The 18175-nt window shown below is 64.2% G+C and carries 25 protein-coding genes and 1 pseudogene; all 26 read left to right on the top strand.

The window, feature by feature from the left end; all coding sequences use genetic code 11:
* The first annotated feature begins 99 nt into the window (after positions 1 to 99).
* Complete coding sequence (locus tag ARC78_RS14600) at positions 100 to 930, top strand: hypothetical protein (protein ID WP_145974361.1); 831 nt, start codon at positions 100 to 102, stop codon at positions 928 to 930.
* A 170-nt stretch (positions 931 to 1100) separates the two neighbouring features.
* Positions 1101 to 1553 (top strand): lysozyme, encoded by a 453-nt coding sequence (locus ARC78_RS14595; RefSeq protein ID WP_054657243.1) that lies wholly within the window; start codon positions 1101 to 1103, stop codon positions 1551 to 1553.
* Positions 1554 to 1558: 5 nt separating this feature from the next.
* A complete protein-coding gene (locus ARC78_RS14590; protein WP_145974360.1) occupies positions 1559 to 1840 on the top strand; it encodes a tropomyosin in 282 nt (93 codons plus the stop codon).
* On the top strand, positions 1837 to 2298 hold the full coding sequence (locus ARC78_RS14585; protein WP_089153120.1) for a lysis system i-spanin subunit Rz: 462 nt from the start codon (positions 1837 to 1839) through the stop codon (positions 2296 to 2298). The genes ARC78_RS14590 and ARC78_RS14585 overlap by 4 nt, the downstream gene beginning before the upstream one ends.
* Before the next feature lie 26 nt (positions 2299 to 2324).
* On the top strand, positions 2325 to 2624 hold the full coding sequence (locus tag ARC78_RS14580; protein WP_054657247.1) for a hypothetical protein: 300 nt from the start codon (positions 2325 to 2327) through the stop codon (positions 2622 to 2624).
* The gene (locus ARC78_RS14575) at positions 2606 to 2980 is read left to right on the top strand and encodes a DUF1064 domain-containing protein (RefSeq protein ID WP_241772757.1); all 375 of its coding nucleotides are present in this window, start codon (positions 2606 to 2608) and stop codon (positions 2978 to 2980) included. The genes ARC78_RS14580 and ARC78_RS14575 overlap by 19 nt, the downstream gene beginning before the upstream one ends.
* Positions 2980 to 3306 (top strand): HNH endonuclease signature motif containing protein, encoded by a 327-nt coding sequence (locus ARC78_RS16865; RefSeq protein ID WP_054657249.1) that lies wholly within the window; start codon positions 2980 to 2982, stop codon positions 3304 to 3306. The genes ARC78_RS14575 and ARC78_RS16865 overlap by 1 nt, the downstream gene beginning before the upstream one ends.
* A 268-nt stretch (positions 3307 to 3574) precedes the next feature.
* Positions 3575 to 3802: a hypothetical protein gene (locus ARC78_RS14565; protein ID WP_054657251.1), complete on the top strand. Its 228-nt coding sequence runs from the start codon at positions 3575 to 3577 to the stop codon at positions 3800 to 3802.
* Between the two features lie 129 nt (positions 3803 to 3931).
* The gene (locus ARC78_RS14560; protein ID WP_054657253.1) at positions 3932 to 4342 is read left to right on the top strand and encodes a P27 family phage terminase small subunit; all 411 of its coding nucleotides are present in this window, start codon (positions 3932 to 3934) and stop codon (positions 4340 to 4342) included.
* On the top strand, positions 4290 to 6065 hold the full coding sequence (locus tag ARC78_RS14555; protein ID WP_083468367.1) for a terminase large subunit: 1776 nt from the start codon (positions 4290 to 4292) through the stop codon (positions 6063 to 6065). Before ARC78_RS14560 ends, ARC78_RS14555 begins: the two co-directional genes overlap by 53 nt.
* A 13-nt stretch (positions 6066 to 6078) precedes the next feature.
* A complete protein-coding gene (locus ARC78_RS14550; RefSeq protein WP_241772756.1) occupies positions 6079 to 7434 on the top strand; it encodes a phage portal protein in 1356 nt (451 codons plus the stop codon).
* Positions 7391 to 8167: a head maturation protease, ClpP-related gene (locus tag ARC78_RS14545; protein WP_057506547.1), complete on the top strand. Its 777-nt coding sequence runs from the start codon at positions 7391 to 7393 to the stop codon at positions 8165 to 8167. The genes ARC78_RS14550 and ARC78_RS14545 overlap by 44 nt, the downstream gene beginning before the upstream one ends.
* Positions 8168 to 8232: 65 nt before the next feature.
* A complete protein-coding gene (locus ARC78_RS14540; RefSeq protein WP_054657255.1) occupies positions 8233 to 9441 on the top strand; it encodes a phage major capsid protein in 1209 nt (402 codons plus the stop codon).
* A gap of 79 nt (positions 9442 to 9520) precedes the next feature.
* On the top strand, positions 9521 to 9970 hold the full coding sequence (locus ARC78_RS14535; RefSeq protein WP_054657257.1) for a hypothetical protein: 450 nt from the start codon (positions 9521 to 9523) through the stop codon (positions 9968 to 9970).
* Between the two features lie 50 nt (positions 9971 to 10020).
* Positions 10021 to 10596, top strand: a complete 576-nt coding sequence (locus ARC78_RS14530; RefSeq protein ID WP_157722741.1) for a head-tail connector protein — start codon at positions 10021 to 10023, stop codon at positions 10594 to 10596.
* Complete coding sequence (locus tag ARC78_RS14525; RefSeq protein WP_057506546.1) at positions 10593 to 10925, top strand: head-tail adaptor protein; 333 nt, start codon at positions 10593 to 10595, stop codon at positions 10923 to 10925. The genes ARC78_RS14530 and ARC78_RS14525 overlap by 4 nt, the downstream gene beginning before the upstream one ends.
* Entirely contained in the window at positions 10918 to 11400 is a 483-nt protein-coding gene (locus ARC78_RS14520; RefSeq protein ID WP_054657263.1) for an HK97-gp10 family putative phage morphogenesis protein, read from the top strand. Before ARC78_RS14525 ends, ARC78_RS14520 begins: the two co-directional genes overlap by 8 nt.
* Complete coding sequence (gene gp17 / locus ARC78_RS14515) at positions 11400 to 11765, top strand: tail completion protein gp17 (protein WP_054657265.1); 366 nt, start codon at positions 11400 to 11402, stop codon at positions 11763 to 11765. Before ARC78_RS14520 ends, gp17 begins: the two co-directional genes overlap by 1 nt.
* 86 nt (positions 11766 to 11851) lie before the next feature.
* Positions 11852 to 12568: a phage tail tube protein gene (locus ARC78_RS14510; RefSeq protein WP_054657267.1), complete on the top strand. Its 717-nt coding sequence runs from the start codon at positions 11852 to 11854 to the stop codon at positions 12566 to 12568.
* Between the two features lie 113 nt (positions 12569 to 12681).
* On the top strand, positions 12682 to 13053 hold the full coding sequence (locus tag ARC78_RS14505) for a hypothetical protein (RefSeq protein WP_054657269.1): 372 nt from the start codon (positions 12682 to 12684) through the stop codon (positions 13051 to 13053).
* Positions 13054 to 13103: 50 nt separating this feature from the next.
* Positions 13104 to 13385 carry a hypothetical protein gene (locus ARC78_RS14500; RefSeq protein WP_057506545.1) on the top strand — a complete coding sequence of 94 codons (282 nt, stop codon included), beginning with the start codon at positions 13104 to 13106 and terminating at the stop codon, positions 13383 to 13385.
* 36 nt (positions 13386 to 13421) lie between these two features.
* Positions 13422 to 15581, top strand: coding sequence for a phage tail tape measure protein (locus tag ARC78_RS14495; protein ID WP_054657271.1), 2160 nt, complete (start codon positions 13422 to 13424; stop codon positions 15579 to 15581).
* 2 nt (positions 15582 to 15583) lie between these two features.
* A complete protein-coding gene (locus tag ARC78_RS14490; RefSeq protein WP_241772755.1) occupies positions 15584 to 16180 on the top strand; it encodes a DUF2460 domain-containing protein in 597 nt (198 codons plus the stop codon).
* Positions 16177 to 17067, top strand: a complete 891-nt coding sequence (locus ARC78_RS14485; protein ID WP_054657275.1) for a DUF2163 domain-containing protein — start codon at positions 16177 to 16179, stop codon at positions 17065 to 17067. Before ARC78_RS14490 ends, ARC78_RS14485 begins: the two co-directional genes overlap by 4 nt.
* Entirely contained in the window at positions 17064 to 17456 is a 393-nt protein-coding gene (locus tag ARC78_RS14480; protein ID WP_054657277.1) for an NlpC/P60 family protein, read from the top strand. Before ARC78_RS14485 ends, ARC78_RS14480 begins: the two co-directional genes overlap by 4 nt.
* Positions 17453 to 18175, top strand: a pseudogene (locus tag ARC78_RS14475) (hypothetical protein); the annotation flags it as partial. The gene ARC78_RS14480 and the pseudogene ARC78_RS14475, both read left to right, overlap by 4 nt.

Genomic DNA, 18175 nt, shown 5'->3' with positions numbered 1-18175 from the left:
ATGTACAACCATGAACGCCCAAACATGGCCTTGGGCGGCATCACCCCCAAGCAGCGGTTGGCCATGGCCGCATAGCTCTACTTCTCAGAACTCTGGTTAATGGGGGGATTACCCCATGAAGTGCAGCCGGATGATGTCCGCCGAGTTCTTGCACAACTAAGCGCAGTTAGGCCAGTTCTAATTGTTCTTGACGAGTTCGATCGAATTGAAAGCAAGTCGGTCCAGGCATTGGTCGCCGATACGATCAAGGGTCTATCGGATTTTGGAGTCAGTGCGTCGATACTTTTGATCGGTGTTGCTGAATCCATATCGGAGCTGATTGAGGGCCACCTATCCATTGAGCGTGCTTTGGTCCAAATTCCAATGCCGCGAATGACAGATGCTGAAATCGACCAGATCTTTGATAAGGGCATGGCAAGGCTAGGAATGGCAATCGAGGACTCTGCCAAAGCCCATATGCGCAATCTGTCCCAAGGGTTGCCATACATAGCCCACCTGCTCGCTCTGAATGCCACGAAGACGGCAGTTTTTGACAATTCTCCGCTTGTTCGGCGTGCGCATGCCGATGAAGGAATTCTCAAGTCACTGGATCAGTGGCAAGAGTCGATCAAAACGGCCTATTACGTCGCGATCAAGAGTCAGCAGCCAGGAAACATCTATAAACAGGTGTTGTTGGCATGCGCAATCGCTGAAGTTGACGAGATGGGATATTTTACTGCGGCTGCTGTGCGTGCGCCGGTGACTGCTATTGCCAAACGTCCACTGGACATTCCGAACTACGCGCGTCACCTCAAAGAGTTCAGTGAGGAGGGGCGCGGCCCAGTTATTACTCGCATCGGAACAGAGCGAAAATTCCGGTATCGCTTTGTAAACCCACTCATGAGACCGTATGTGATCATGAGGGGGCACGCGGAAAAGTTGATCCCATAGTTCTTAGTTGAAAGTGACGTCACCAAATGGTCGAAATCTGCGACCGTCAATAATTGTCACCAAAGCCCTGGCCGAAAGCCGGGGCTTCTTCGTTTCCGCCCGTCCCCCGATCCGGACCAATCATCGAGCCAGCCGGCTGCGGTGACGGGCGCCTATTACTTGGAGCAACCATGTCCGCATACGACAACGCAGCCGCCGTCGTGCGGAAGTGGGAGGGCTGCCGCCTGACCGCGTACCCTGATCCTGCCAGCGGCGGTGATCCGTGGACCATCGGCTATGGCGCTACCGGCCCCGGCATTCGCCGCGGCACCGTGTGGACGCAGCAGCAGGCGGAGCAGCGTCTGGAGCAGGACGTGAATCGGTTCGTGGACGGCGTGCGCCGCATGCTCAAGCGCCCGGCCACGGACAAGCAGTTGGGTGCTATGGCCTCGCTGGCCTTCAACATCGGGCTCAAACGCTTCGAGGGTTCCACGCTGCTGCGCCTGTTCAACGAGGGCAAGACCGAGGCGGCCGGCAAGCAGTTCGGCGTCTGGACACTGGCCTCTGGCAAGCGCATGCAGGGGCTGGTGAATCGCCGGGCCGATGAAGCGAAGGTGTTCGCAGGCGGCGAGGTTGGCGAGTGATCGATATGACCGGCTCCGATGTGGCAGTGGGCGGCGGTATCGCGCTGCTGGGCAAGTTCCTCTGGGACCGATTCATCAGCACCGACGGCAAGTCCTACGACGCTTTGGTGAATCAGCAGGGTGACCGCATCAACGCGCAGGAGCAGCGACTTGTGGCGCTGGAGCAAGGACTGGACGAAGAGCGCAAGGCGCGCCGGGATGCGGAATCCAAGGTCTACGAGCTGACCTTGCGGATACAGCGGCTGGAGTCTGAGCTGCGCCGGCACAACATCGAGGTGCCCCAGTGATCACCCGCGCCCACATCCTCGCCTGCATCGGCCTGTTCCTGCTGGGCTGCCTGGTTGGCCGCGAGTGGCGCGACCGCTCCGCCGATCTGGCCGAGAGCCGGCAGGAAGTGAAGCAGCTGGTGGAGCAGGTCGAGGCAGTGCAGGGCGCCCGGGCCATCGAGCAATCCCAAGGCCAGGCAATGGCCGATATCGGAGCAAAGCATGAAGAAGACCGGGAAGCGGCCGCGGCCGTCCCTGCTGCTGTTGTTGCTGACCTGCGTGCTGGCAATGTCCGCCTGCGGCAAGAGTGGGCCGGCTGTGAGACCCGACTACTGTCCGAAGCCGTCGCCAGCACCGTCGAACGTGATGCGGCAGCCGCAGTACGAGCAGAGGCTGCGGGGCGAATTGTTCGAATCGGCCGAGACGCGGACGATCAGCTCCGGGCCTGCCAGGCCGTGATCGCAGGTGACCGGCAGTGAGGGCGCGCGTTGCTCGGGTTGGCCGAATGGTGCTCTACAGCCTCAGTGAGCTCGACGCACGAATCATCAATGCGCGGCGGATAGGCAAGGCCGAACAGCAGGACGCGCTGATCGATGAGCGGCTGACTCCTGGAGTGCAGGTCCATGAGGGGAGCTGTGTCGCCGCTGGTGATGGCTGCCCGGCGGTTATCGTGCGGGTCCTCGACGATGGGCGCGTGAATCTGAAGGTGCTGCTGGATGGCAATGACGATCACTGGGTGACTTGTCGCTGTTCGTCCGGTGCAGATCTGATTCCGGGTACCTGGTCATGGCCGAAGCGGCGGTGATGAGGCGGAGCAAGAGCGGTGGGCATCTGGCGCTTGGGCGCCTGAAGGCCGGCCAGATGAACCGGACAGAGGCCGCGTATGCCGACCGGCTGCGCGCGCTGGAGCATGCTGGCGAGATCCAATGGCACCGGTTCGAGGGCATCAAGCTGCGCCTCGCCGACAGCACGTTCTATACCCCGGACTTCGCTGTTATGGCCGCCGACGGGGTGATGGAGATGCACGAGGTCAAAGGGTTCTGGCAGGACGATGCCAGGGCCAAGATCAAGATCGCCGCGGCCCAGTATCCATTCCGCTTCATCGCCGTTCGGGTGAAGGCCAAGAAGGAAGGTGGCGGCTGGGATGTGGAGGAGTTCTGATGCCGGCCGCCCCGCAGAAGCACCGGCCCTCGGCCCCGGCAACCAGGCGGCACACGCCGCCGCAGGTGGACCGGCAGGCCAAGCGCACGCTACCTACGAACAGTGCGGCATGGCGCCGGCTTCGGGCCGCGATCCTGGCTGATGAGCCGCTGTGCAGGATCTGCGCCAGCAAGGGTTACACCCGCGGTGCAAACCACGTCGACCATATCAATGGTGATCCGAGCAACAACGACATGACCAACCTGCAGCCCCTGTGCGCTCCATGCCACAGCAGGAAGACCGCAGCAGAGGACGGTGGATTCGGGAACAGGAAGGTGAAGGCATGAATCTGGTAACGATCATTCCCCCAGACAGCAAGCCAGGGAATCCCTCGCTGGCGAGTGGGACAAGGGTTGTGCTTGCTGATGGCTCGGAGCTGCAGGGCATCACGCGACTTTCGCTGTCGTGCGAACCAGGCGACGTGTGGCGCGCTGAGATTCACTGCCTCCCCCGCTTGGGTGAGCTGTCCGGGGTCGTGGCTGACGTTATATGCCCACGCCCTAAGTGGTGGCGGCGCGCACTGTGCCGGATTGCTGGTGTGAAGGTAGGTGGGGCATGAACATCACATGGACTGCGAATTGCCCAACCGGAGTTCCGGCAGATGCCCAGGTCGTCCGGGAGCTGACCGCCGCCGTGCAGGAGCTGACGCTGGTGGTGCAGGGCCTGACCGGCGTTCTGATCGAGGACCGCGAGCAGGACCAGATGATCGATGTGACGACTGCTGATGACGGCCAGATCCATCTGCCCGCCGCCCACCGATACATGGATGGAACGACCGGCTGAGATGAGCAGGGGGGGGAGGTCAAAACTCTGGAGCGGCCCCTTCTCGACACGTGCGCCCAGCCATTTATTTGCACCGTCAGTTGGGAAAATTCGATTTTTCAGAGGTAGCGAGACCCCGCAGGTAGGACCATGGCAAACCCACGCAAGCCCTCAAACCTGAAGATCGTTGCCGGGACGGACCGGCCGGATCGCGAAGGGTCGGCGGCTGTCGATTTGCCCTTGGTGGAAGAGATCCCGCCGGCGCCGGATTGGCTGCCGAACGCTCACGCGATCAAGGAGTGGGACCGGCTGGCTCCGATCCTCCATGCGAACAAGCTGCTGACCGAGGCCGGTATTTCGGCGCTTGGCCAGTTGTGCGCCCTGCATGGGAATGTGGTGCAGATGTATGCCGCCGGCTTGGCTCCGGTCGCGTCCATGGTGGCGCAGCTTCGCGGGCTGATGAATGACTTCGGCCTGACGCCGGTTGCGCAAGGAAAGGTAAAGCCCAATGGCGACACGACGAAACCGGGGAACAAGTTCACCGGGGTCGGGAAGCGCTGAAGGGGAGGAGCGGGACTATGTCGCCATCGCGGTCGACTATGCGCGGCGGGCGGTAGCGGACAAGAAGGGGCGGGAGTTCGGGAAGCTGCTTCGGCTCGGCGCCAAGCGGTTCCTCGATGACCTGAAGCGGGCAAAGAAGCGCGGGGCACCGTTCCACTTCGACGAATGGCACGCGGCGGATCCGTGCCGGTTCCTGGAGCGACTGCCGCACGTCGAGGGGAAGTGGGAAAAGCCAGACATCGTCCTGCACCCGTCCCACGTCTTCTTCGTTGTCCAGCTGTTCGGGTTCCGCAAGTCGACCGGCGCGACCACGCTGGCCGATGGTTCGAAGTTCTACCCGCGGCGCTTCAGCTCGGCATTGTTTGCAGTAGCGCGCAAGAACGCCAAGTCCACGCTGTCGGCGGGCATCCTGCTGTACTGCGAGTGCTGCGAGCCAGAGGAAGGGGCGCAGGTGATCAGCGCCGCGACCACGTTCCCCCAGGCGTCGATCATCTTCAACGTGGCGAAACGGATGGTCGAAAAGACCGCCGACCTGCGCGAGGCCTTCGGGCTGGAGACGTTCGCCAAGTCGATCGCGCGGTTCGAGACCGGGGCCAGCTTCAAACCGATTCACGCAAAGGCGTCGACACAAGACGGCTTGAACCCGTCGCATGTGGGCCTGGACGAGATCCACGCACACAAGACGCCGGACCTGTTGAACGTGCTGACCTCAGCAGCCGGCGCGCGTAGCAATCCGCTGTTCCTCTACACCACGACGGAGGGCTACACCAACGCCGGCCCGTGGGGCGAGATGCGGCAGTTCGCCAAGCAGCTCCTGCAGGGCGTGTTCGGCGACACGGCCGACCACTTCCTGGCGGTGTTCTTCGCAGTCGACGAGGAGGACGGCGACTTCGCGGAGTCGGCGTGGCGAAAGGCGAATCCGCTGGCGGACTGCAACCCGCATCTGATCGCAGCGATCCGGAAGGAGGCGGTCGAGGCGAAGGCGATGCCGTCGAAGCTGGCCGAGTTCCAGATCAAACGGCTGAACCGGCCGGCGGCAGTAGCTGGCGGCTGGATCCTGCTGCCGAAGTGGAAGGCCTGCGATGGTGCAGTGGATCTCGAGGAGCTGCTCGACGTTCCGTGCTGGGGCGGGCTCGACCTCGCCAGCACCCGCGATCTCACGGCGTTCCGTCTGATCTGGAAGCTGGACGACCGGATACTGACGTGGGGCAGGCGCTGGGTTCCTGCTGCAGCGGTGGCGCAGCGCACCGAGCGCGGAACCGTGCCGTATGCGGGCTGGGTTGCTGCCGGGCACATCGAGCAGACCGAAGGTGAGGTGACCGACTACGCGGTGATCGAGGCCGCGGTGCTGGAGGCGCGGGAGCGCTTCAACATCCAGGCGATCGGCTACGACAGCTGGAATGCCTCGGACTTGGTGAACCGGTTGGTTGCCGAAGATGTGCCGATGATCGAGTTCGTGCAGGGGCCGAAGTCGTTCCACCCGGCCATGCAGGATCTCGAACGGGCCTACATCGGCGGGCAGCTGACCCACGGTGGCGATCCGGTATTGACCTGGTGTGCTGCGAATCTGGTGGCGCGGCGAGATCAGAACTTGAACATGGCGCCCGACAAGAAGCGGTCGCCGGAAAAGATCGACGACATCGTCGCGCTGCTGATGGCCATCGGCGTCAGCGGCGGCGAGGCCGAACCGGAATCCATTCAACAGGGCTTTGTTGCGCTCTGACGGGAGTATCACTTTGACCGCACAAATCGCCCGCGAGCGCCTCGGTGCTGCGCTTGCCATGGATCGCGCGGCGCATGTGGCTGCCGGGGTGCGCGCGCTGGTTGAATACCAGGACGTTCCATCGTCCGATGCCATCCGGATGGGCCAGATCTTCGGCGCCAGCGCCACGGACTCCGGCGCCGTCGTCAACGAGCGGACGGCCATGAAGGTGGCCGCCGTCTATGCGGGCGTGCGCTTGCTGGCCGGTGCGATCGCCACCACTCCGTGCAGTTTCTACCGGAAGACGGTCGGAGAGGATGGCCGGCGCGGCCGGGAGAAGGCTGGCGATCACGACTACTGGTGGCTGTTCAATGAGCAGCCGTGCGAGCGCTTCAGCGCTGCCACCTTCTGGGAGTTCATCATGTCCCAGACCCTACTGCGCGGGGACGGAATCGCCTACCTGGTGCGCGCGCACAAGTACTCGCCGGCGGTGACGAACGTGATTCCGGTGCCGCGCGACAACGTCGAGATCACCCGCAGCGGCCAGCGCCTGCTCTACAAGATCCACGATCAAATGGCCGATGGCAGCACCGGTTATTTCGTTGCCGACCAGGACGACGTTCTGCACTTCCCGAACTTCGGCTTCAACGGCACCTGTTCTCCGTCGGTCATCGCCCTGGGCGCCCGGCAGGCCATCGGCATTGCACTGAAGGCAGATGAACACGCCGCGCTGACGTTCGGCGGTGGTGCGTCGATCCAGTACGCAGTCAAAGCGCCGAAGGCGATGAGCCTTCAGCAGCAGGGGGAGTTCCGTGATGCATGGGTCGCCAAGTACGGCAGCGGCCAGGGTCACAGCAAGATCCCGCTGATTCTGACCGAAGGCCTTGAGGTGCAGGAGCTGTCGATGACGGCGGCCGATGCGCAGCTGCTGGAGTCGCGCCGGTTTCAGGTGGTGGATATTGCCCGGGCGATCGGCGTTCCGCCGCACATGATAGGTGAAACGACCGCCAGCACCAGCTGGGGCAGCGGCATCGAGCAGATGTCTCAGGGGTTCGTCCGCTATGCGCTGCGCCCGCACCTGCACCGATATGCGCAGGAGCTGAACCGGAAGCTGTTCCCGCGGCTGGACCGATTCTTCGTCGAGTTCAACGTCGACGGCCAGCTGGAAGGCGACTCCAAGTCGCAGGCCGAGTACTTCGGCAAGGCGCTTGGCGGGCCGGGCGCGCAGGGCTGGATGACGGTCAACGAAGTGCGCGCCCTGAAGAACCTGCCGCCGGTCCCCGGTGGTGACGTGCTGTTCAAACCCACGGCAGCAGCAAAGAAGCCGGATGACAAGGAAAAGCCTGATGAACAAGATGATGAACCGACTGCTCCGGCTGCAGGCGCTTAACCGCAACGCGCCGCGCGAGTACCGGATCGAGGCCCGGGAGGACTCCAACGAGGTCGCCGTCTACCTGTACGACATCATCGGCTATGACTGGTGGACCGATGGCGGCGTGACCGCCAAGCAGTTCGCCCGCGACCTGGCTCCGCTGAACGGTAAGACCATCCATCTGCATATCAACTCGCCCGGCGGTGATGTGTTCGAGGGTCGCGCCATGGTGGCGGCGCTGAAGAAACACGAGGGCAGGATCATTGTCCATATCGACGGGATCGCCGCCTCGGCTGCCTCCTTCATCGCCATGCATGGCGACGAGATCGAGATCACGCAGGGCGCCTTCGTGATGATCCACAACGGGTGGACCTTCGCCCTTGGCAATCGCCACGACCTGCGCGAAACCGCCGACCTGCTGGAAAAGGTGGACGGGTCCATCGTCGACGACTACATGGGCAAGGTGAATGCCGAGCGTAGCCAGGTAGAGCAGTGGATGGACGACGAGACCTACTTCACCGCGGCCGAGGCAGTGGAACACGGCTTCGCCAACAGGATTGCCGGGGGCAGTGAGTCCGGAACCGCGAAGGCCCGCACTTGGAACCTGTCGGCCTACGACCGCCCGCCGGCTGAGCTGCAGCCCGAGGCAGTGCCCGAGGTGGTCGGCAGCCAGGAAGAATCGGATCAGGACTTGGCGCACGCGCACCGCTTTCGCGCGCTGGCCGTGCACGAAAAGAAGAAATCCGCGTAGGAACCGCTCCCGCGCGTAACCCTGCCGCCGAAAGGCGGCTTTTTTATGCCCACGAGGAAAACACAATGAGCAAGTCGATTCAGGCTCTGCGGGAGCGCCGTTCCGCTCTGGCGAAGGACACCCGCAATCTGCTGGAGAACAACACCGGCGCCAACTGGAAGCCGGAACACCAGACTACCTACGACGCCAACATGGAAGAAATCGGCCGCATCGAGGCCGAGATCGACCGCCTGGAGAAGGTCAATGCACTGGACGTCGAGCGTAGCGCCCGCGACTTGGGCATCGAGATCGTCGACAAGGTCGATGGCAAGGAAGTCCGCAATGCCCTGCTGAACAAGTGGCTGCGCGGCGGCGACAACGCCTTGTCGGCCGAGGAATGGCAGACCGTCCGCAACACCATGTCCACCTCCACGCCGGCTGAGGGTGGCTATTCGGTGGAGTCGTCGGTGGCTGCCGAGCTGATCAAGGCCATGAAGGCCTTCGGCGGGATGCGTGATGTGGCGACCCCCCTTGCGACCACCCAGGGCAACCCGATGAACTGGCCGGCGATGGACGACACTGGCAACACCGGTGAGCTGGTGGCCGAGAACACGTCGGCGGCTGACCAGGATCCGGCCTTCGGCACGGTGGCGCTGAACACCTACAAGTTCAGCTCCAAGGTGGTTACCGTGCCGCTGGAGCTGCTGCAGGACTCGCAGCTGGACATCGATTCGATCGTGGTGGACCTGCTGGCCGAGCGTCTGGCCCGCATCCAGAACACGTACTTCACCACCGGCACCGGCACCGCCCAGCCGCGCGGCATCGTGACCGCCTCCTCCTCCGGTAAGGTGGGCGCGACCGGGCAGACCGCCACCGTCACCTACGACGACCTGGTGGATCTGGAACATGCGGTGGATCCCGCCTATCGCAACGCGCCGGGCGTCGGCTTCATGATGAACGACGCATCCGTGAAGGTGCTGCGCAAGCTGAAGGATCTGGAAGGCCGCCCGATTTTCGTGCCGGACTTTGGTTCCGCCCCGGCCACCGTGCTGAACCGCCCGATCACCGTCAACCAGGATGTCGCGGTGATGGCGGCGAACGCGAAGTCGATCCTGTTCGGTCGCCTGTCGAACTACCGCATCCGCGACGTGATGGCAGCCACGCTGTTCCGCTTCACCGACTCGGCCTACACCAAGAAGGGGCAGGTCGGCTTCCTGGCCTGGCAGCGCGCCGGCGGCAATCTGCTCGATACGTCGGGCGCCACCGTCAAGTACTACCAGAACTCCGCGACCTGATCGCGGCCATCGCCTGATCACAGGCATGTGCGGCGCCCGGTTTCGGCCGGGCGCCCCTTCGTTGATAGAGGAAACGGCTATGTCCAAGAAGAACAGCGCGGCGAACAGCGCCCCCGCAGTGGTACTCAATGGGTCCGACAGCTTCCCCGCCACAGTGGAACTGGCGGAGGGCCGGGCCATTCCCCTCGGCAACCTTGTCGCATACGCGCATGCCGCCTCCGGCCTGTCTGCCGAGGACTGGAACAAGCTTGAGGCCGAGCAGCGTGATGAAATGCTCCAGAAGAGCGTCGACGCCCTGAAGGCTGAAGGCGATGCCGGGAGCCCACCGCCGCCCCCACCGCCGCCGAAAGGTGGCAAGAAGGTCAAGGCGCGAGTGCTGGTGGCCGGCGTGATCGATGGGGAATCCCGCCAGCCGAACGACGTGATCACCGTCGATTCTGAAACCCTGAATGGGAATCCCGGCGTGCTGGACGCTGATCCCGCCGCGGTGAAGTACGCCGAGTCCCTGAAGGATTCCGCAGAGGATTGATCGCAGGGGCCGGATATCCGGCCCCTGTCGTCAGTGCTTTGGAGATGACTATGCGTCTGCGCCAGATTTCACCGCCGAGCGCCACACCGATCACGGTCGGTGAAGCCCGCGATCACCTCGAGCTGTTCGGCTCCGGCCACGATTCCAAGCTGGCCGGCATGATCGCCGGCGCCGTGTCGCACCTGGATGGGGTGACCGGCGTATTGGGTCGGGCGCTCGTCGAGCAGGAGTGGGAACTGTCGCTGGACTCCTTCGGGGGCGCGGCGATCAGCCTGCCGCTCCCACCGCTCAAGGCGGTCACGTCGGTGACGTACATCGATCCGGCAGGCGCGGAGCAGACACTCTCGTCGTCTGCCTACAAGGTCGATGCGGGCGAGAACGGCCGCCTGCTGCCCGCATTCGGCACGACTTGGCCGTCCACGCGCGCTGAGTCTGGTGCGGTGCGGGTTCGGTTCACGGCTGGGTACGGCACCGCGCCAGCGGATGTGCCGGCAGCAATCCGCTCCGCACTGCTGCTGATGGTTGGCGATCTGTTCGAGAACCGGGAGGCGCAGACGGCCGGGCCGCTGATCGGTAACCCAACGGTGGACAACCTCCTGTTCCCGTTCCGCAAGGTATTCCCATGAAATCCGGCCGGCTTCGCCATCGCATCGCGATCCAAGAGCGACAGCTGGTCGTCGCGCCCAATGGTGACCGCGAATGGTCGTGGGTCGAGGTCCACGCGGATGTGCCGGCCAGCTTCACCGGCGGGCCCGGCCGCGAGTTCCTGGCCGCCGAGTCCATCCGGGCCGAGACGGTTGGCCGCTTCGAGCTGCGCTATCTGCCCGGCATCACCGCTGAAATGCGGGTGGCCTGGGATGGCCTGGTCTGGAGCATCAAGGCGCCGCCGATTGTCGACGCCACCGCGCGCCGGATGATGACGCTACTGGTGGGCGCTGGGGTAAACGATGGCTGAGATCCGCGGGTTGAAGGAAATTGGCGACCGCCTGCGCGCGCTGCCACCGGCGCTCGGCTCCAAGGGTGGTGGGCCGCTGCGGTATGCGCTGATGCAAGCGGCGAAGGTGATCCGCTCCGAGGCGCAGGCGCGCGTTGCCGTTCGGTCAGGCGCCCTGCGCGACAACATCGTCACGAAGCGGCATTCGAATCCCAAGGCGGCCGGCGTGACCGAGCGCTATGACGTGGGCATGAAGGGCGGCACACGGCGGCTCGCCGACAACGTCCGCAACCGCCGGGCGCGCCGGGCCGGTCAGAGGGTCCGCACCGCCGGAAAGGTGTTCTATGGGCGCTTTCTGGAGCTTGGCACCGTGAAGATGCAGGCCAAGCCGTTCCTGCGGCCGGCGCTGGAGGCGAAGGGCGAGCAGGCGGTGCGCGCGTTCCGTGATGCGTTCCTGCGCGCGGTGGAGATGGCAGAGAAGAAGGTGGGCCGCTGATGGCTATGGAATCCCCGGTCTACATGCTGCTGGCGGCGACCCCTGCGCTTTTGGCGCTCGTGCCGGCCGCCAGCATCTACAAGAGCGGCATCGCCGCTGAGAACGCCGTGGCGCCGTACATCACGATCCAGGAGATCGCCACCACGCCCCAGAACTACGTCGCGGGCCGGCCAGGCATCGACACGTTCCGGCCGACTGTGAAGGTGATGGCCGAGACCGAGGGCCAGTGCCGGAAGATCGCCGAGCTGGTGCGCGACGCGCTGGAGCTAGACGGCCACTGTCTGATCGCCGACGGCCCCGAGCAAGACACAGAGACCAGGTTGTTCGTCCACTTCAGCGACTGGCATTTCCACATCAACCGATAACCGAATCGCTCACAGAGCGTATGCGGCCCGCCACCCGGCGGGCTTTTTTTGTGCCCCGCTTCCGGGGTTTCATGAGGGTTCCAACAATGAGCAATGAACTCCGCACCCAGGGCACCGAGCTGTACATGCTCGATCCGGATGCAGCCCCCGGCAGTGAAGTGCTGAAGATCGGCAACATCACCGGCTACGGCGACTTCGGCAAGCAGTCCAACGACATCATCACCACCAACCTGGATTCGGTGGCCGTCGAGAAGCTGGCGGGCCTGCCGGATAACGGCGACCTCGGCCTGACTGTGAATGTCGACCCGAAGGGCGCATCCCACCAGAAGCTCGAAGCCCTTGCCGGCACCGACGCGCGCCGCGTGTTTGTCATCGGCTATAGCGATGGCGTGGGCGTTGCGCCGACGGCCACCAAGGGCGTCGGCAGCGTCACCATCGGTACGGCTGGAACCGGCTACACGACCGCCCCGACCGTTGCATTCTCCGGAGGAGGCGGCACCGGCGCTGCTGCAACGGCAATCGTTTCTGGCGGCGCGGTCACCGCGATCATCGTTACCAATCCGGGCACCGGCTACACCTCTGCACCCACCGTCGCCCTCACGGGTGGCGCCGGCTCCGGCGCCGCGGCCACCGCCGTGCTTGGCAGTCTGGACCTGGCACAGCCGCCGGCCACCGACCGTACCTCCCAGAAGTTCCTCGCCTCGGTGAAGGCATTCCGCCAGTCCGTCGGCCTGGACGCAGTGGTCACCGCCAACGTCGCGCTCGGCATCTCCGGCGAGATGACCCGCGTCTGGAAGACCTGACCCCGCAACCACTCAACGGCTCACCCGAACGGCTACCGCATTCGGGTTCCTGCCGGCTCTGCGCTGTTCGCCGTGGCGCATCCGGCTGGAACCCGTCCGCAAGGAAATGAACCATGTCCCAGAAACAGAACGACTACTTCGCCGACCTGCTCGAGGGCGAAGGCCCGCAGAAGCGCACGGTCGAGCACAAAGGCAAGACGAAGGATGTCTACTTCCGCCGGATCACCGGTGGTGAGCGCGTGAAGCTGGCGCGCGGCCAGCGCGTGAAGGTCGGTGCGGACAACACCATGGACTTGGATATCAGCGACATGCTGATCAACAGGCACCAGTTGGTGCAGTTCTGCAACGTCACCGAGGACGGGAATCAGGTCTTCGCCAAGGTAGAGGACGTTCAGGCGCTGCCGGATTGGCTGGTCACCCAGCTGGCCAAGCACGCCGATGACGTGAACAAGGATCTGGAGGAGGCCGGCGCGGAAAAGCAGTAACGGCCGACCCCTGGCTGCGCTTCCTGCTGCGGCTCTCGTTCGACCTGAAGGTGCCGCTGGGGGAAATCCTGACGTGGCCGGCATGGCAGCTGGACGCCTATCGGGCTTTTGTCGATAGAGAGCTTCCGCCGGATCAGCGGATCGAGATGATCCTGGCGCAGATCGCCGCACGCGTGTTCAACGCGACCCGGCCGCAAGGGGTATCGGCCGTTTCTTTCCAAGACTTCCTGCTGCCACGCGAACTGTGGGGCTCCCCTGCACCTGCTGGAGGGCTCACGCCGGAAGAGATGCAGATGATCGGCCACGTCGAGCGTCGCCCGACACAAACCTGACCCCGCTTCGGCGGGCATTCTTTTTGAGGAGTTCCCATGTCACTGGGCAAGGTCAGCATCATCGTCGACGCGGCGATGGCGCAATTCGAATCCGACATGGGGCGTGCCTCCCGCATCGTCGAGAAAGAGGCGAAGCGCTGGAAGGCGGAGCTGAAGCAGTACGAGGACCAGGCGAGGCAGGCGGGTAAGGCCGTCGGAGTGTTCATCGCGGCGGGCGTTGCCACGGCCAGCGCCGCGATCAAGTCCGCGATCGACGACATGGACGCACTGTCGAAGGCCTCGGTGAAGGTCGGGCTGCCGACCGAGGAGATGTCACGCCTCACCTATGCCGGTGGGCTGGCGGACGTGTCGATGGAGACCCTGACCTCCACCCTTGGCAAGCTGACCAAGTCGCAGGCCGCGGCGATGAGCGGCACTGGCGAGCAGGCCAAGATGTTCGAGGCGCTGGGCATCAAGGTGACCGACGCCAGCGGCAAGATGCGCAAGTCCAATGAAATCTTGTATGAGTTCGCCGACCGCTTCGCCGCGCTGAAGGGTTCGCCGGAGATCATGGCTGCCGGCTTTGCGATCTTCGGCAAAAGCTTCCAGGACATGATCCCGCTGATCAAGGATGGCAGTCAGGCCATCCGGGACGCGGGCGAGGAGGCCCGCATTTTTGGGCTGGATGTATCCACCACGGCCGGTCAGCAGGCAGAGTTGTTCAACGACAACCTCACTCGGCTGAAATCCGCCGTGCTTGGGCTGGCGCTGCAGGTTGCCACGGACCTGCTGCCCGATCTGGTGAAGCTGACCGACAACTTCGTGCAGCTGTCGAAGGATGGGAACGGGGTCAGTAGCACAGCGGCCCGTATCGCTGACGGACTACGCGTGATCGCCGCGATGTCCGGGTTCGTCGTCACCGCGTTCAAGCTGGTGGGCGAGACCATCGCCACGGTCATGGCGCAGGCGCACGCGGCGGTGCTGTTCATGACTGGCGACTTCCAGCGCGCCGCCGCGCTGTATGCCGATGCTTCTGCCGGGTGGGATAAGCAAGTCGACGACGCTTTCGGCGGCGGGCCAGCGAAGCCCCCCCGCGTCATCATGGCTGGCGAGGAAGAGGAGCCGATCGGGTTCTTCAAGAAATCAGCCGGTGAGATTGCCGCGGAAAAGCATGCAGCAGAGCTGCAGGCCCGATTGCAGAAGGCGCTCGCTGTCGGCGGATCTGGAGGTAAGGGGAGGGAAGCTGGCAAGGCCGGCAAGACCGACGAGCAGCGCGAGGCCGAGGCGCTGGCCAAGTCCTACCAGAGCCTGATCGACCAGCAGAACGAGCGCATCGCGCTGTTCGGCAAGGAGGGTGAGGAAGCGCGCATGGTCTACCAGACCACGCTCGGCTCCATGGCCAACCTCACCGCGGCGCAGAAGGAACTACTGGTCACCAACGCGCAGCGGCTGGACATGATGTCCGCCGAGAAGCAGGTCGCCGACGATCTTGCGCGCCTTGATGAGCGCCGCACGAAGTCGGCCCAACAGCTGCTGGCTGACCTGAACGATGAAATCGCGATGCTCGGCATGTCGGCCGAGGCGCAGGAGATCTACAACAACCTGAAGTGGGCCGGCGTCACCGCGGAGGAGGCGCTGGGCCGGGCGATCATTGAAACGACCGAGAAGCTGCAGCAGGCACGTGAGGCCAATCGAGACGTCATCTCCGCGATGGATGCTGTCCGCAGTGAGGGCGCGAACTTCCTCACCGACTGGGCCAGCGGCGCCAAGAGCTTCAAGGACGCGGCTATGGATGCGCTGGGTAGCCTGCACCGGCGCTTGCTGCAGATCGTCGCTGAAAACCTGATGGAACGGCTGCTGGGCGGCTTCGGTACCACCGGTGCAGGCAGCCCGGCGGGCGGGTTCATGTCATCCATCTTCGGCGCCATGTTCGGCGGTGGTCGCGCCGTCGGCGGATCCACCCAGCCCGGCCGCTTCTACGAAGTCAACGAGCAGGGCCCGGAGCTGTACAGCGCTGGTGGTCGCACCTGGTTGATGGCAGGTGATCGCGGTGGCCACGTCACCCCGTTGGCAGAAGGCGGCGGCGCCGGCCGTGCACCCATCCAGTATTTCAACACGACGATTCAGGGCCGGATGGATCGCACCACTGAAGAGCAGTTCCACCGCAAGCAGGGCCGGCAAGCGGCGCGCGGTATGTCACGGACCGGGGGCCGCTGATCATGTTCATCGATGCACGCCTTGATCACCGGGTGGCGTTCGGGTTCTCCGGCGGCCCGGAATACAACACGCTGATCGTCAACCTGGCCAACGGGCGGGAGCAGCGCAATCGCCAGTGGCTGTACCCGCGCCACCGCTACTCGGCGCAGTACAGCAACTTCCTGCCCGAAGCCCGGGATGCGGTGCTGGCCGCTTACCACGCCTGTGCCGGCCGGCTCCATGCCTTCCGGTTCCGCGATCACAACGACTACATCGGCACCAGTGAGATCCAGCACCCGACGCCCGGGACCACTGAGCCGCTGCAGCTGGTCAAGACCTACGCCTTCGGCGGGCAGGAAACCGTGCGGCTAATCCAGGCCCCGGTGCCGGGAACGTTCGCGCTGTACTGCGATGGCGCACCGATTACTGGCGATCTCGATTACGCCACTGGCATCTTCACACCCGCCACGGCTTGGCCGGTGGGCACCTATACCGCCGACTTCGAGTTTGACGTGTGGGTCCGGTTCGACAACGACTACAACGCCTTCGCCATCGGCGACAAATCCGGCGGCAGCTTCGTGGCTTCCTCTGATATCGACCTGCTGGAGGTGCGGCGATGAAGAACATCCCCATCGCGCTGCAGCAGCACCTGCAGCAGGACGCCACCAGCTGGTGCCTGTTGCTGCGCATCGAGTGCCGGGGGGCATGGGCGGGCACGGTGCTGGGGTTTACTACCCTGGACGCCCCGCTGCACTACGACGACGGCGCGGGGGTGATCACCTACCGCGCCGACAACGGGTTCGCGCCCGAGCGGCTGCAGGCCAACTCCGAGATGGACGTGGACAACACCAACCTGACCGGCTGGGTGTCCGATACCGGCATCACCGAAAAGCAAATCCTGGCCGGCATCTTCGACTACGCCGAGGTGACCATCTACCGGGTGAACTATCTGGACCTGCAGCAGGGCCATGAAATCGTCGCGTTCGGCACCTGCGGCGAGACCCGCTTCACCGAGTCCAGCTGGAGCACCGAATGGCGCAGCCTCACCCAGCAGGCCAAGCAGCCGATCGGGCAGGTCTACTCGCTCACGTGCCGCGCCCGCTATGGCGATGAACGCTGTGGCATGCCGTTCGTGTGGTCGGCTGGCGCCGTGTCAGGGCAAGCCAGCGACACCACCCGGTCGTTCTTCTGTGCGATGTCGCAGGCCGATGGCTGGTTTTCGGGTGGCGTGCTGGAGTGGCTCACTGGAAGCAATGCCGGCGCGCAGATGGAGGTGGATGATTTCACGGTTTCCGGCGCCGACCGCGCGCTGCGGCTGGCCTTGCCGATGCCATACCCGATCGAGGCCGGCGATACATTCCGCGTCCGGCAGGACTGCGACAAGCAGTTCACGACCTGCAAGGCCAAGGGCAACGTCCTGAACTTCCGCGGCGAGCACCTGACGCCGGTGGCCGATGCCGCGCTGGCCGTGCCAGGCGCATACGTGAAATCGGTGGACAGCGCATGAAGCAGGTCGAGATTGCCCGCAGCCTGCTGGGCGTGCGCTGGATTCACCAGGGGCGAGACCCGGCGGTCGGCATCGACTGCGCCGGCCTGCTGCTGATCGCCTACGGCAGCCAGCACGATCTGGCCGACTACCCACGCCACCCGCATGCCGGGCAGCTGGAGCGGCAGCTGGAGCGCCACTTCGGCCCGCCGGTGACCGATGGTCCCAGGGTCGGCGATGCCGTGGCCATGAGCTACGGCGAGAAGGGCGTGATCCGGCACTGCGGCATCGTCGGCGATTACATCCACGGCGGCCTGTCGCTGATCCATACAGACAGCATCTTGGGCTGCGTCACCGAACACCCGCTCGATGATTTCTGGCTCGCCCGCGTCCGGCAGGTGTACCGATGAGCGGCGCACAAATCGGCGGCGTAATCGGTGCTGTCGCTGGCAGCTTCATCCCTGGTGTCGGGACGCAGATCGGCTTCATGATCGGCTCCGCCATCGGCGGCTATGTTGACCCTGTACAGATCAAGGGTCCTCGACTCAGCGACGCAGCATCTCAAACCAGCAACGTTGGCGTGCCGCTGCCTTTCGGATATGGGCGATTTCCGACCGCCGGCAACATCATCTGGCGCGACCCGACGCTGAAGGAAATTGCCAAGCGCTCGCGAGGGAAGGGCGGCGGCACCAAGACCACCACCTACAGCTACACCCGCAGCTACGCCATCGGCGTGTGCGAGGGTCCGATCTACGGGTTCCTGCATATCAAGCGGAACGGAAAGCTGGTCTACAGCAGCGACCCGGACGCCACGATCGAGGACAAGAAATACAGCGCCAAGTGGCTGCAGAAGGCCAAGCTGTATTACGGCACCGAAACCCAGATGCCGGATTCAACCATCACCGCCGTCGAGGGCGCCGGCAACGTCGCCCCGTTCCGTGGCCTGGCCTATATCGTTGTCGAAAACGATGACCTGACCGACCTGGCCGGCGCGATTCCGCAGTATGAGTTTGTGGTGATCGCCTCGCCGCCCGAGGCGTATCTGACCAGCAAGCCCTATCCGCAAGAAACAGGCGACGTTGCGGCGACAACTCCCTCAATTATCAGCGGTTCCCTGCGCGACATTTAC

Source organism: Stenotrophomonas pictorum JCM 9942 (genome assembly GCF_001431585.1).
Lineage (GTDB): Bacteria > Pseudomonadota > Gammaproteobacteria > Xanthomonadales > Xanthomonadaceae > Stenotrophomonas > Stenotrophomonas pictorum.
Note: the sequence above shows the minus strand (reverse complement) of the source record. Positions and strands in the feature narration are given on the sequence as shown.

Excerpts from the sequence above, each read along its gene's own strand:
- ARC78_RS14600 (WP_145974361.1), top strand. The coding sequence starts at position 100 with ATGGGGGGATTACCCCATGAAGTGCAGCCGGATGATGTCCGCCGAGTT.
- ARC78_RS14595 (WP_054657243.1), top strand. The coding sequence starts at position 1,101 with ATGTCCGCATACGACAACGCAGCCGCCGTCGTGCGGAAGTGGGAGGGC.
- ARC78_RS14590 (WP_145974360.1), top strand. The coding sequence starts at position 1,559 with ATGACCGGCTCCGATGTGGCAGTGGGCGGCGGTATCGCGCTGCTGGGC.
- ARC78_RS14580 (WP_054657247.1), top strand. The coding sequence starts at position 2,325 with ATGGTGCTCTACAGCCTCAGTGAGCTCGACGCACGAATCATCAATGCG.
- ARC78_RS14575 (WP_241772757.1), top strand. The coding sequence starts at position 2,606 with ATGGCCGAAGCGGCGGTGATGAGGCGGAGCAAGAGCGGTGGGCATCTG.
- ARC78_RS16865 (WP_054657249.1), top strand. The coding sequence starts at position 2,980 with ATGCCGGCCGCCCCGCAGAAGCACCGGCCCTCGGCCCCGGCAACCAGG.
- ARC78_RS14565 (WP_054657251.1), top strand. The coding sequence starts at position 3,575 with ATGAACATCACATGGACTGCGAATTGCCCAACCGGAGTTCCGGCAGAT.
- ARC78_RS14560 (WP_054657253.1), top strand. The coding sequence starts at position 3,932 with ATGGCAAACCCACGCAAGCCCTCAAACCTGAAGATCGTTGCCGGGACG.
- ARC78_RS14555 (WP_083468367.1), top strand. The coding sequence starts at position 4,290 with ATGGCGACACGACGAAACCGGGGAACAAGTTCACCGGGGTCGGGAAGC.
- ARC78_RS14545 (WP_057506547.1), top strand. The coding sequence starts at position 7,391 with ATGAACAAGATGATGAACCGACTGCTCCGGCTGCAGGCGCTTAACCGC.
- ARC78_RS14540 (WP_054657255.1), top strand. The coding sequence starts at position 8,233 with ATGAGCAAGTCGATTCAGGCTCTGCGGGAGCGCCGTTCCGCTCTGGCG.
- ARC78_RS14535 (WP_054657257.1), top strand. The coding sequence starts at position 9,521 with ATGTCCAAGAAGAACAGCGCGGCGAACAGCGCCCCCGCAGTGGTACTC.
- ARC78_RS14530 (WP_157722741.1), top strand. The coding sequence starts at position 10,021 with ATGCGTCTGCGCCAGATTTCACCGCCGAGCGCCACACCGATCACGGTC.
- ARC78_RS14525 (WP_057506546.1), top strand. The coding sequence starts at position 10,593 with ATGAAATCCGGCCGGCTTCGCCATCGCATCGCGATCCAAGAGCGACAG.
- ARC78_RS14520 (WP_054657263.1), top strand. The coding sequence starts at position 10,918 with ATGGCTGAGATCCGCGGGTTGAAGGAAATTGGCGACCGCCTGCGCGCG.
- gp17 (WP_054657265.1), top strand. The coding sequence starts at position 11,400 with ATGGCTATGGAATCCCCGGTCTACATGCTGCTGGCGGCGACCCCTGCG.
- ARC78_RS14510 (WP_054657267.1), top strand. The coding sequence starts at position 11,852 with ATGAGCAATGAACTCCGCACCCAGGGCACCGAGCTGTACATGCTCGAT.
- ARC78_RS14505 (WP_054657269.1), top strand. The coding sequence starts at position 12,682 with ATGTCCCAGAAACAGAACGACTACTTCGCCGACCTGCTCGAGGGCGAA.
- ARC78_RS14495 (WP_054657271.1), top strand. The coding sequence starts at position 13,422 with ATGTCACTGGGCAAGGTCAGCATCATCGTCGACGCGGCGATGGCGCAA.
- ARC78_RS14490 (WP_241772755.1), top strand. The coding sequence starts at position 15,584 with ATGTTCATCGATGCACGCCTTGATCACCGGGTGGCGTTCGGGTTCTCC.
- ARC78_RS14485 (WP_054657275.1), top strand. The coding sequence starts at position 16,177 with ATGAAGAACATCCCCATCGCGCTGCAGCAGCACCTGCAGCAGGACGCC.
- ARC78_RS14480 (WP_054657277.1), top strand. The coding sequence starts at position 17,064 with ATGAAGCAGGTCGAGATTGCCCGCAGCCTGCTGGGCGTGCGCTGGATT.